The sequence below is a fragment of the Rhodanobacter sp. MP7CTX1 genome, assembly GCF_014205795.1.
Lineage (GTDB): Bacteria > Pseudomonadota > Gammaproteobacteria > Xanthomonadales > Rhodanobacteraceae > Rhodanobacter.
In genome coordinates this window covers 273,958-285,911 of record NZ_JACHCN010000001.1, presented here as the reverse complement: position 1 = coordinate 285,911, position 11,954 = coordinate 273,958, and the positions used below count along the sequence as shown (strand labels likewise).

Below are 11,954 nucleotides of genomic sequence, written 5' to 3'. Positions count from 1 at the left end.
ATTTCGGCCGGCCAGGTAAGCAAATCAAAAGCTGGTGGGCATAGGTTTCCTGATACATGCGGAGTCCACCCGCTGCGGGAGGACAGGTCGATGCGCGTATTGCGACATCTGGTAGTTCTGGCAGCCCTTGTCGCGTCCGGCACCGCGATGGCCAGTGGCGGTCCCTTCGGCATTGACCATGTTGTGGCTTATGACAACAGCGGCATCTGGAAGCGAAGCAACCAGAACATACTGATGTACGGCACGATTCTTTCCGTGACTGGCGGCGCCTTGGCGTTCGGCGACCAGGACAAGCTCGGCGACACATTCTGGCGCTCGATCGATGCCATGGCTATCAGCACTGCGGGTGCCGAAGTGATGAAATACACGTTCCAGCGCGAACGGCCCTCGCAGACCAACAATCCGAACGAGTTTTTCAAGGGCGTACACGCGACCAGCTTCCCCAGCGGCGAAGTGACCGCAATATCTGCCGCCGTGACACCTTTCATGGCCGCCTATGGCGACGATCACCCGGCAATCTACGCGTTGGCCTTGTTGCCTGCCTATGACGCGGTGGCGCGCGTCAAGACCCACGGCCACTGGCAGAGTGACGTGCTGGTTGGCGCGGCGCTCGGCACCGGGGTCGGCCTGTGGGCCTCACACCGGCAGTCACCCTTGATTCTCAGCTGGTTGCCGGGCGGTTTTCAGATCGGCTTCGTGCATCACTTCAAACCTTGATCAGATGAAACGTGGCTGACTCTGCGAATGGCGTTCACGCGAATGAAGCTGTCATAGCAAGTATCATGTGGCGCAATGTCCACCCCTGCCGCCGCGGATCCCCACGCTGCCGCCCCCGCTGAATCGATACCAGCGACGGTTTCAGCAGCCCTGCCCGACATTTCCTCTCGTGAGCAATTTCGCGGCCTATTGTGGCTGGTTGCCGCCGCGTTTTTCATGCAGGCGCTGGATTCCACCGTCGTCAATACCGCCGTGCCGGCGATGGCCGAGGCGCTGAAGGTCACGCCGCTGGGCATGCGCACTGCGCTGACCAGTTATGTATTGACCCTGGCGATCCTGATTCCGGCCAGCCCATGGTTGTGCGACCGCCTCGGCACGCGCCGGGTATTCGGCCTCGCGATCATCGTGTTCGGCGTGGGCTCGCTTTTATGTGGCGTCGCGCAGACGCTGCCGCAACTGGTCGCGGCGCGGGTGCTGCAAGGTATTGGCGGCGCCTCGTTGATGCCGGTGGGTCGCTATGTGCTGGTACGCAGCATCGCCAAGCGCGAATTCGTGCACGCTATGAGTACGGTGGCTACGTTCGGTTTGCTCGGTTCCGTGCTTGGGCCCTTGTTGGGCGGCGCGTTGGTGGAGTTCACCTCGTGGAGGCTGATCTTCCTGATCAACGTGCCGGTCGCGGTTGCCGGCGTATGGATGAACCGCCGCGACATGCCCGACTATCGGCTGGAGCGCGCGAATCGTTTCGATTTCCTGGGCTTCCTGCTGTTTGCCGCCACCTCGGCCTTGCTGCTCACCGCTTCGGAACTGGCTGGCAGCAAGCCGGTGCCGTGGGAGCGGATCGGATTGTGCACTGGCGTCGCACTGCTGCTGGGCACGGTCTATGTGTGGCACAGCCGACGCACGGCGCATCCAGTGGCCGACCTGAGCCTGCTGCGCGTACGCAGTGTGTGGGTGGCGCTGGCGGGCGGCCTGTTTACCCGGCTGGGCATCTCCGGCATGTTTCTGCTGTTGGTGTTGTTTCTGCAGGTGGGTTGCGGCTGGTCGCCGCTGATGGCCGGCTTGATGATGGTGCCGCAGGCGCTGGGTTCGATCAGCGCCAAATGGGTGATCAACCGCGCACTGGTTTACTTCGGTTACCGTCGTCTGCTGCTTGGCAACACGCTGCTGGTGGCGGTGCTATTGGCCATGTTCGCCTTGCTCGGGCCCACTTCGCCGGTCTGGGTCATTGCGTTGCTGACGTTCCTCTACGGCAGTTTCTCGGGGCTGCAATACACCGCGATGAATACGCTGATCTACAACGACCTGGACATCAAGCACGCCTCGATGGCCTCGTCGATGGCCTCGACCGCGCAATACCTCGCGATGAGTTTCGGCATCGCACTGTCCACCCTGCTGATGGAAGCGATGCTGCAAGGTCATGCGCACGAAGACTACGTCGTCGCGTTCCGCTGGACGGTCGTATTGCTGGCGGCGATCACCGCCGCAGCCAGCCGTGTATTCAGCCGGCTGCGGCATGATCGTCCCTTGCCAGGCGCACCCGTACCCGAGTAGCCCGCACAAGCTCGCGTAGGTTGGGGTGAGCAAAGCGATGCCCAACATCATCGCCGAGTGATTGTTGGGCATCGCTGACGGCTTATTCGAGATGTGAGGCAAGTAAATCACGCCCGCACGGGCCTGCTGGGCAAGCGTCGCGTAGGTTGGGGTGAGCGCAGCGATGCCCAACATCATCGCCGAGTGGTTGTTGGGCATCGCTGCGCTCACCCCAACCTACGATGGGTCACGCCGTGCCGGCCTGCATGTAGCATGCAGGCACTGCCGACAACCTGGATGCGCGCCTCATGCATCACGCCAGCGAGATCCTGTTTACCTTGTTCATCGTGTTCGTCGCCGCGCAGATCGGCGGCGAGATTGCGCAGCGCTTGAAACTTCCTGGCGTAGTCGGCGAGATCGCCGCCGGCTGCGTGATCGGTCCGTCGTTGCTCGGCTGGATCACTCCCGATCAGATTGCTACCGGCATGCCGCTCGATGTACTGGCCGAGATCGGCGTGGTGTTGCTGCTGTTTTCGGTCGGCCTGGAAACGCGGCTTGAGGATCTGAAGAAAGTCGGCAAGGTGGCGCTGCTGGTCGGCGTGCTCGGTGTGCTGGTTCCGTTCGGCATGGGCAGCGTATGGGCCCATGGCAGCGGATTCGGCTGGGATAAATCGTTGTTTGTGGCGGCCGCGTTCGTTGCCACCTCGGCCGGTATCACCGCGCGCGTGCTGCAGGAGTTGAACGCACTTCAGCGGATCGAGAGCAAGGTGATCCTCGGGGCCGCGGTGATCGACGACATCCTCGCCATGCTGCTGCTCGGTGTGGTGGTTTCGCTGCAGGGCGGTGGCGGCTTCGACCTCTCGCACCTGCTGATAGTCCTGGCCGGCGCGATCGGTTTTATCGCGGTGATCGGCTGGGGCGGCGCGCGCGTCATGCGCTGGAACTCCAGCTGGCTGGAGCGGCCCCTCAGCCCGCATTCGCCATTGATGATCGTGCTGGCGTTGTGCCTTGGGCTGGCCTACCTGTCGACCCTGTTCGGGCTGGCCGCAATCATCGGCGCGTTTCTGGCCGGCATGATCGCTTCGGAGTCCCGTCAACGACATACGCTGGAACAGCAGACCGTGCCGCTGCTCGCCTTGCTCACGCCGTTCTTTTTCGTGGTCACCGGCAGCAAGATCGACCTGCACGAACTGGCCAACGCCGACGCACTGCTGATGCTTGCCGTGGTCACCGTGATTGCGATCATTTCCAAACTCATCGGCGGCTGGCTCGGTGCGCTGTCGCTGGGCCAACGCAGCGCCTTCATCATCGGTTTTGGCATGGTGCCGCGCGGCGAAGTGGGCGTGGTGATCGCCAGCCTCGGCCTGGCCGCCGGGGTTTTCAACGATCGTATCTACGCGATCATCGTGGCCATGTCGCTGCTCACCGCGATGGTCACGCCGCCGGTGCTGGCGTGGTTGTTGAAACGCTCGGGACGCGGAGACGGCGGGGTTTCGCAGGCTGGTTCAGAAAGTATTCCGTGAAGCCGGGCAGTACGTGATTGCGGCTACTTGAGCTCGTCACTACGAGGGCTAACTCTCCCGTTCGTTACTACGGTGCCAACTACCTCGCCCGTTATCCCTGCCAAGGCAGGGACCCAGCGACTTCAAGTTCTGCGCAGGTGGGGGTACGGGGTCCCTGCCTTCGCAGGGATGACGGGCGGGCGCCTTCAAGTTCTTCGGGGGTGTGGGTACTGGGCCCTTGCCTTCGCAGGGATGACGAGTTGAGCGCGATCCGCAAGAATTTGACAAATGATTCAGCTGACTTATCTAGACTGGTCAACGTCCCACCCCTGCGCACCGACACCCAAGGAGAAACACATGAACATCAAGCCCCTGCTGACCCTGTCCGTCGTCACCGCGCTCAGCCTCGCCGGCACCGGCGTTGCCCTCGCGCAGCCAAGCAACGGAGTTTTGGTGCGCCAAGACGGCATTTACTTGCGCTGCGATCAGTGCGGTACCGTGCAAGGCGTGCAACACAATGTCACCCAGGGCCGCAATAGCGGTACTGCCGGCGCCATCATCGGCGCCGTGGCCGGTGGTGTGCTTGGCAACCAGATCGGCAAAGGCAGCGGCCGCACGATCGCCACGGTCGGCGGCGCTGTCGGCGGCGGCTTCGCTGGCAACGCGATTGGCAAGGGTGGCGGCAGCGATACCTGGGTACTGAACCTGCGTATGGGCAATGGCACCTACACCAACATCCAGGTAAAGGATGCCAGCACCATCCGGCAGGGCGACCTGGTGGAAGTCGACGCCAACGGCAATGTGACGCGGATTCAGTAAGCACTCGCAGCAGCGACAGCGAAACGCCCCGCCACGGGGCGTTTCGTTTATGTGGCCGCGGAAGCCATCAGTTTAAGGCCATCCGTGGCGCCCTCGCCGTGTGTGCCATGCTCGGCTCGGTGTCTGCGCACTCCGCGCAGTGGGAGCACCGCGATGACCGAGCAAACCCCTACCGATGAAGGTCGAACGGGACCCTTATGGGGTCGACTGAGTGCCGGGCTCATTACCGGTGCTGCCGACGACGATCCCAGCGGCATCGCGACGTATTCGCAGGTCGGCGCGGCATTCGGCTATGGAATGCTTTGGTGCATCCTGCTGACCATGCCGCTGATGATCGCGATCCAGGGCATCAGCGCAGGTATTGGGCGGGTCACCGGTCACGGCCTGATGGACGGCATCCGCAAGTACTACCCCAAAACTCTGGTGTATGGCCTGGTGCTGTCCATCATCGTCGCCAACGTCATCAATCTTGCGGCGGACATTGGCGCCATGGGTGCTGCATTGAAGTTGCTGATCGGCGGCCCTGCGCTGTTCTATGCCGCGGCGTTTGCCTTGTTGTCGCTGCTGCTGCAGATGTTCATTCCGTTTTCGCGTTATTCGCCGGTTCTCAAACTGCTCACGCTCAGCCTGTTCGCCTATGTGGCAACCATCATGGTGATCAACGTGCCGTGGCTGGCCGTGCTGAAGAGCATCGTCGTACCGCCGATCACCTGGAATGCGAAATACGCTGTCGGCCTGGTGGCCCTGCTCGGCACCACGATCAGTCCCTACCTCTTTTGCTGGCAGGCGGCGCAGGAAGTGGAAGAGATCCACGCCAACCACGAACGAAGATCCTTGAGGAAGGCACCGCTGCAGGCACCGAATGCATTGCGCCGCATTGGCATTGATACGGCGGTCGGCATGGTCTTCTCGAACCTGATCGCATTCTTCATCATCCTGACCACGGCTGTGGTCCTGCACGCCCACGGCAAGACCGACATCAACACTTCGTCCGATGCAGCCCTGGCGTTGCGTCCCCTGGCGGGCAAGCTGGCGTTTGCACTTTTTGCGGCGGGTATCATCGGTACCGGCCTGCTGGCCGTCCCGGTGCTGGCCGGTGCCACGGCATATGCAGCTGCAGGGGCGTTTGGCCAGCGTGCTGGACTGGAGCATAAGCCGCGCAGAGCGAAATTCTTCTACGGTGTGCTGATCGTGGCCAGTCTGGCCGGCATCGCGCTGAACCTGACGCCGCTGGATCCGATCAAGGCGCTGTACTGGAGTGCGGTGATCAACGGCGTGGCGGCCGTGCCGTTGATGTTCGTCATGATGCTGATGGGCTCGAGCTCGAAAGTGATGGGTGAATTCACGATGCCCCTGCTGTTGAAGATCTTCGGCTGGCTTGCTACCGCAGCGATGGCTACTGCCGCGATCGTGATGTTTGCCACCTGGGGACATTGAGCAGCAGCCGCTGGATTCCATCGCCCAGGCTCAGATGACGGTCGAGATGAAGAACCGCCCCCCGTCGTCAAGTGGATGCAACCGCGTCACGCAAAGTCAACGTGAGCTGCACATGTGAAAGGCCAGGCTTGCCCCACGGACATCATTCGAGGCCCCGCCCATGAAGAAGTCAATCTTGCTGGCCACCTGTTTCGTCGCTGCTGTTTCATGCACGTCGTTGTATGCGCAAGCCTCGGCCGGTGATGGCCCGAAATTGGCAGGCGACACTATCCCGCAGGAAGACCGCATGTTCGTCAGCCAGGCTGGTGCCGCCAATATGGCCGAAGTCGCGCTGGGAAATCTGGCTATCTCGCAAGGCCAATCCGACGCAGTGAGAAATTTCGGAACCCGGATGGTCGCTGATCACACTGCAGCCAATGTAGCGCTGAACAACCTCGCCGGTCCGATGGGGCTAGCCTTGGCCCAGCAGCCGACGATGCTGCAGGAAAAGACCATTGATTCCCTGACGAACATGAGTGGCGCTTCATTCGACCGGCATTACGGCAGGGTCGCGGTGAAGGACCACGAGGATGCCGTCAGGCTATTTACCCAGGAGGCGTCGTTCGGTGCCAACGCGGACTTGCGCACCTTTGCAGCTCGAATGCTTCCCGCGCTGAAGCAGCACCTCAGCATGGCGCATTCACTGCCTGGTGGTGGGCTGTGATGGATTGCTGGCCATCCGCTTCAGGCTATCGCCGGCGAGTCAGGTGGCCATGCAAACCCGCAGATGTTCGGCGAACCGCAGGCACAACGCGACGATGCTGAAGGTCGGAAACGCCCAGCCTCCGGTCGGGAAGACCGAGCTTCAGCAACATAGAATTGCCGACACTGTGCACCCGGCACTGACGGTCGACGCCCCCTTATGCGGATCGTCGGAGATCAGGGTCGCTCCCACCGGCAGCCTCACGCGCACACTCCAGGTCAGCCTGCCCCGATTAAGAAGGGCCCCCTAGTTTTCGCCGAAAACCTCGTGGGCTGTTGAACCTCCGCGGTCATGGCTCTGAGGAGGCCGCCCCTTGGACCACGAGCGAGGCCGTAACGGGGCCTTTCGCGACGCCATCGCGCCGGACATGAAACGAGGCCGGCCGTGTGCGGACGGCAGCGTTACAATAGGCGCCCGCAATCCTGCCAAGCCAGTCCCGTCCACGTATGCGCAATCCCCTGCAGGAACAACTGCTCAAGGCCGGCCTGGTCAACAAGGCCAAGGCTGCCCAGGTCGTGCGCGAGCAAACCAAACAGCGACAGGGCAAGGCGCCTGCACCACCCAGCGCCGAACACGTGGATGCACAGCGACTACAAGCGGAACGCGCCGAGCGGGATCGCACCCTGGCTGCCGAGCGCAACGCGCAAACCCGCGCTAGCGAGCAGCGCGCGCAGATCCGTCAGATCGTGGAAGCCCACAAGGTGAAACGTGAAGGCGAGATCGCTTACCGCTTCACCGACGGCGACGCGATCAAAAGCCTGCTGGTCAACGACCCCCTGCGCGCCCAGCTCGCCAGCGGCACACTCGTGATCGTTCGCCACGACCAAGGCTACGAGCTGCTGCCCCGCGTCGCCGCTGACAAGGTCCATGCCCGCGATGCGACGATGATCGTGCTTGACCATGGCAGCAGCGCGGCGACCGGCGAAGTCAGCGAAGACGACGAGTACTATCTGAAGTTCCAGGTGCCGGACGATCTGATCTGGTAGGTGCTGCTCGTGTAGGTACCGATCTACCGGGTCGCGATTTGATCGCACTCACGACGTGGCACGCGTCTGTCCAAACGATTCCCCTTGGGTGAAGTGCTGGATAGTCGCCACGCTCCGTGGCGGCGTATATTGCCTACGGCGTTACCGCAGGGGGCGGTAGCAGCCCACTCTCGGGGGTCCATACCGTATGAAGCGGATCGTCAACGTAACCGACGGTCCCAGGATGCATCGTGTCCTGGGCGTGCGGGATCTTGTGCTGCTCAATATCGCTGCGGTGGTTGGATTGCGTTGGCTATCGACTGCCGCGCAGATCGGACCGTCGAGTCTGGCCCTGTGGGTATTGGCGCTGATCATTTTTTTCGTGCCACTGGCATTGACGGTACTGGAATTGAGTTCGCGTCTTCCGGGCGAAGGCGGTCTCTACCTTTGGTCCAAAGCCGCTTTCGGCGACTTGCATGGATTCATTGCCGGCTGGAGTTACTGGACCTCCAACCTGGTGTTCTTTCCTTCCGTGCTTCTGTTTGTTTCAGGCGTGTTTGTGTATGCCGCCGGTGACCGATGGTTGCCGCTCGCGGGCAACGCCATCTACAACGCTGTGTTCTGTCTGGTGGCGCTGTGGGGCGCCACCCTGCTCAACATCGTCGGCCTTTCGCGCGCGAAATGGCTGCAGAATATCGGTGGCATGGCCACCTGGCTGGTGACCGCGGTGATTGTTTTGAGCGGAGTTTGGGCCTGGTATCGATTCGGTGCGGCTACGGCATTTACCCAATCAAATGTGCTGCCCCATATTGGATCGGTGAATGAATTGACGACACTGGCGATCATTGCATTTGCCTATTCCGGCCTTGAGCTGGGGCCGATTCTCGGTGGCGAAATCAAGGACCCGAGAAAAGCGATACCGCGCGCCATCCTGATGGCTGGAGTGATGATCGCAGCGATCTACATCGCAGGAACAGCCGCGCTCCTGGTATCGCTCCCCACCAGCCAAATCGATCTTATCGGCGGTATTCCACAGGCTCTGGCCGCCGTCGGAAAACGCATCGGAGTGCCGACATTCGGACCGATAACTGCCGGACTGCTCGCCCTTTCGCAACTGGGTAGCTTCGGAGCGTGGATCACCGGTACCGCGCGCCTTCCGTTCGTCGTAGGTGTCGATCGCTATTTACCCAAGCCATTGGCCGTGTTGCATCCGAAGTTCGGCACTCCCTATGTCGCACTGCTGATTCAGAGCACGGTGGTAACCATCATTCTGCTCGCCGCACTCTCCAGCGCCACGATTCACGAAACGTATTCGATCTTGATCGACATGACCGTGATCCTCGGCCTTTTGCCGCTGCTGTATATCTTCGCTGCCCTGCCGATGCTCCGACGGCGAGCGACGGCTGACACCAAGGGCATCATGGTTGTCCCGGGAGGAGCCGTCGGTTGCTGGCTCGTGAGCGGACTCGGCTTTTCGACCACCTTGCTGGCCATCGTCACTTCGATGATGCCGCCTGAACACAACGGCCACCCCGGCCTGTTTTTCCTCAAGGTCGTCGGCGGCAGCTGCCTGATCATCGCCATCGGGCTGATGTTTTACGTGCGCGGTCGCCATGCACAGCGGAGGGAGGCGATTCATTTTCGCGGCAGCCATGCTGCGGACAATGTTGAGTGATGGCATACGAGCAACATGGGTTGCGCTGTGCCCGTCGCCGGTGCGCGACGCATCACGTTGTGTCGGAGCCAGTTCTACTTCACTGACGACGCAGGCGCCGGAGGCTTGTGCGCCAGCGACTTTTTGATGAAGTCATGCACGTCATCCTTGGACACCAGGCCACGATGTTGCGTGTCGATCGCATCAAAGTTTTTCACGATGAAGGGAATGCCCCCTGCCTTCGCTTCGTCCTTGCTCAAAAGACCGTCGTGGTTCCTGTCGGCAATATCGAAATTCCTGTCCAGCCTCATCACGCTGGTGGCAACACCACTGAGTCCCGCCTGCGCGATGACAGGCGATGGCGAGACAGCGTAGACCGCGAATGCCAGTGCGACGAGCATCATACGAGGCATGGCACTCTCCCTAAGGCAGGTGGCTGCGAATCTACCCGACGCGCGATGGCCATGGCTCGGCAGCGTCGGCGAAGATGCTACTGAGGCATAGCGCATCGTGCAGCGAAGAGCCTGTCAGTTCGCTTTTGAAATGCTCATTCCACCGATGCTGACGCCCAGATCAATCCCTTGCCCCGAGCCGGAAAGCGCCAGCGAAACGGTGCCCTTCGTCAGCACCTGAGCGGTACCGGACTTGATGGCACCGGCACTGGCATCGGCTTGCGCGTACACCCCGGGGATTTCGCTGATGCTGCTCACCCCACTGAACTTGCCGATACCACCCTCGATTTTCGACTTGCCCGCGGTGAGGCCACCACCGTTGGCGGTGATCTTGACGTTCATATGTGTTCCGTCGGAACAGCTGATCTTGCCGGTTCCGCTGGAGTGCTTGTAGATCAGCGACCAACCAGAAATATTGAATGACATTTTGCATTCGACCGATCCGGCCGATGCCACCTGGGCGAGCAACAAGGCACTGACGAGCACAGCCGTTTTGACCAACATGAGCTTTTTCATCGCTGATCCCTCCCGAGAGCAATCCGCGTCGATGGAGAGGTGAGCACCAAGGATCGCGTCGTTGATGGTTGGTCAATCTTGCGCCGCAAGATCTCAAGCTGCAACACAGCGAGAGCCGTCACCTGAAAACACTGTCAGGTCAGCACCGGGCTTCGGCCATGTCACAACAAGGTGCCCGCCTCCCTGCGGCACCTTGCTTGAGACGCTGCCCCGTCAGCCAGGCGGATTGACCACGACGTAAGTTACCTGGCTGCCGGAATAACTGGGCTGGTACCAGGTGGAACCGCATTGCGAGTACGTGGCGCCATTCTGCACGACGGTCACGCAGCTGGGCGGTATGGAGTGAACCATCGATCCCACGACGGCCGCGGTGACGGCGACCGTTGCGGTGACGGCCGCAGCAGTGGCGACGGGATGGTCATGCCAGCCATTGTCCCAGCCATTGTCGACATCGACATGGACATCACGATTCACGTTGACGTTGTTGTTGACATTGACGTTACGGTTCGCGTTGACGTTGGTGTTTCGGTTGCCATTCGCGTTGACGTTGCGGTCTCCATTGCCGTTGACATTGCCGCCGGCATTTCTGTTGCCCGCCGGCGCGTTGATGCTGGAGCGCGAGGCCGAGCGCGCGCCGCCACCACCACCACCGCGTGCGGCGCCACCACCCCCACGGATGGCGGCATCAGCCTGAGAAGAAGCCATCAGGCACGCGGCGGCCAGGATCACGACGCACGAAAGTCCCGAAAACGAGAGATTATTTCGACGATTCATGGCGAGGCCTCCGTTGTCTGCGAACTATCTCCAAGGACCTTGATGGGATGGTCATCCTTGCCTGGCGTGAAAGCGAAGGCGCTATCCGGCAGGCTGCTGGTCGTATCCCAGTTGAACGTTGCGGTGTACTCGGGCTGGGTTGGATCATCCCGATTGGCAATGACGAGCTTTTGCGGAAGCAGGGTTGCCCGCGAGATCCAGACCTGCCAGTCCACGCTGCCCTGATGCATCAGGAGATGGTCGCATTCGACTTTGTTGATGTGCGCGGGACCTATCACGACGGCTGACTGGATCGCGGACAACGGAGCCCGCTCCGTACCCCAATAGAACAGGTCGGCCAAGGGCATCTCGATACCGTATTTATCCTGCGCGGCATCCACGAGATCACGCACTCTCCCGGTCATCGGCTTCTGTGCGTAGTAATGCATCCGAGGCGCGTAGATCGTAAACTTCGACCCGTCGTAGTAGAAGCTGCGCTGCTTGCGATCACTGTCGAGCGCGGCGAAGAACTTGTCGGGTGCCCTGATCTTGTAGGTCACCGTTCCGCCGTAGCTGACCTTCTGACCTGAATCGAGCACTTCTTCAGTGGTGACGTCGGCGCTCACGGTAAACGCTGTCAGCGTCCGCAGCTTCTGCGCCATCAGATCGATCGCGTGAAGCGCCGATGGATCCACAGCAGGCGCAGCCTGTATTTTCTGCGCGGATTTTGGCGCGGGAGTCGACGCATCCAGCGCCCACGTCGGTGTCGCAACGCACGCCGCCGCGATCATCAAGCCCAAGGGCAAACTCCATTGACGAATCATGATTCAACCTCCTCCGGAAACATTGAGTCGGGGTCTGCAGACC

Annotated in this window: 12 protein-coding genes; 8 read left to right on the top strand and 4 right to left on the bottom strand. The window is 61.2% G+C overall.

What is annotated here, in order from left to right:
- Positions 1-90: 90 nt before the first annotated feature.
- From HDE77_RS01395 to HDE77_RS01360, 8 genes are all read left to right on the top strand, one after another.
- The gene (locus tag HDE77_RS01395; protein ID WP_184415353.1) at positions 91-717 is read left to right on the top strand and encodes a phosphatase PAP2 family protein; all 627 of its coding nucleotides are present in this window, start codon (positions 91-93) and stop codon (positions 715-717) included.
- A 75-nt stretch (positions 718-792) separates the two neighbouring features.
- Positions 793-2,268 (top strand): MFS transporter, encoded by a 1,476-nt coding sequence (locus tag HDE77_RS01390; protein ID WP_184415352.1) that lies wholly within the window; start codon positions 793-795, stop codon positions 2,266-2,268.
- Between the two features lie 287 nt (positions 2,269-2,555).
- A complete protein-coding gene (locus tag HDE77_RS01385) occupies positions 2,556-3,770 on the top strand; it encodes a cation:proton antiporter (RefSeq protein ID WP_184415351.1) in 1,215 nt (404 codons plus the stop codon).
- A 336-nt stretch (positions 3,771-4,106) separates the two neighbouring features.
- Positions 4,107-4,568: a glycine zipper 2TM domain-containing protein gene (locus HDE77_RS01380; protein ID WP_184415350.1), complete on the top strand. Its 462-nt coding sequence runs from the start codon at positions 4,107-4,109 to the stop codon at positions 4,566-4,568.
- A 153-nt stretch (positions 4,569-4,721) separates the two neighbouring features.
- On the top strand, positions 4,722-6,005 hold the full coding sequence (locus tag HDE77_RS01375; protein ID WP_184415349.1) for a divalent metal cation transporter: 1,284 nt from the start codon (positions 4,722-4,724) through the stop codon (positions 6,003-6,005).
- 160 nt (positions 6,006-6,165) lie between these two features.
- Positions 6,166-6,708, top strand: coding sequence for a DUF4142 domain-containing protein (locus HDE77_RS01370; RefSeq protein WP_184415348.1), 543 nt, complete (start codon positions 6,166-6,168; stop codon positions 6,706-6,708).
- Positions 6,709-7,193: 485 nt separating this feature from the next.
- Positions 7,194-7,733 carry a DUF2058 domain-containing protein gene (locus HDE77_RS01365; RefSeq protein ID WP_184415347.1) on the top strand — a complete coding sequence of 180 codons (540 nt, stop codon included), beginning with the start codon at positions 7,194-7,196 and terminating at the stop codon, positions 7,731-7,733.
- A 223-nt stretch (positions 7,734-7,956) separates the two neighbouring features.
- Positions 7,957-9,387, top strand: a complete 1,431-nt coding sequence (locus HDE77_RS01360) for an APC family permease (RefSeq protein WP_184415346.1) — start codon at positions 7,957-7,959, stop codon at positions 9,385-9,387.
- A gap of 74 nt (positions 9,388-9,461) precedes the next feature.
- Here HDE77_RS01360 and HDE77_RS01355 read toward each other — a convergent pair whose 3' ends face one another.
- The 4 genes from HDE77_RS01355 to HDE77_RS01340 all read right to left on the bottom strand — a co-directional run bounded on the left by HDE77_RS01355 (position 9,462) and on the right by HDE77_RS01340 (position 11,911).
- On the bottom strand, positions 9,462-9,779 hold the full coding sequence (locus HDE77_RS01355) for an EF-hand domain-containing protein (protein WP_184415345.1): 318 nt from the start codon (positions 9,777-9,779) through the stop codon (positions 9,462-9,464).
- A gap of 114 nt (positions 9,780-9,893) precedes the next feature.
- Positions 9,894-10,334 (bottom strand): hypothetical protein, encoded by a 441-nt coding sequence (locus HDE77_RS01350; protein WP_184415344.1) that lies wholly within the window; start codon positions 10,332-10,334, stop codon positions 9,894-9,896.
- Positions 10,335-10,547: 213 nt separating this feature from the next.
- Positions 10,548-11,108, bottom strand: coding sequence for a hypothetical protein (locus tag HDE77_RS01345; RefSeq protein WP_184415343.1), 561 nt, complete (start codon positions 11,106-11,108; stop codon positions 10,548-10,550).
- A complete protein-coding gene (locus HDE77_RS01340) occupies positions 11,105-11,911 on the bottom strand; it encodes a DUF2092 domain-containing protein (protein ID WP_184415342.1) in 807 nt (268 codons plus the stop codon). The genes HDE77_RS01345 and HDE77_RS01340 overlap by 4 nt, the downstream gene beginning before the upstream one ends.
- Between the last annotated feature and the right edge of the window lie 43 nt (positions 11,912-11,954).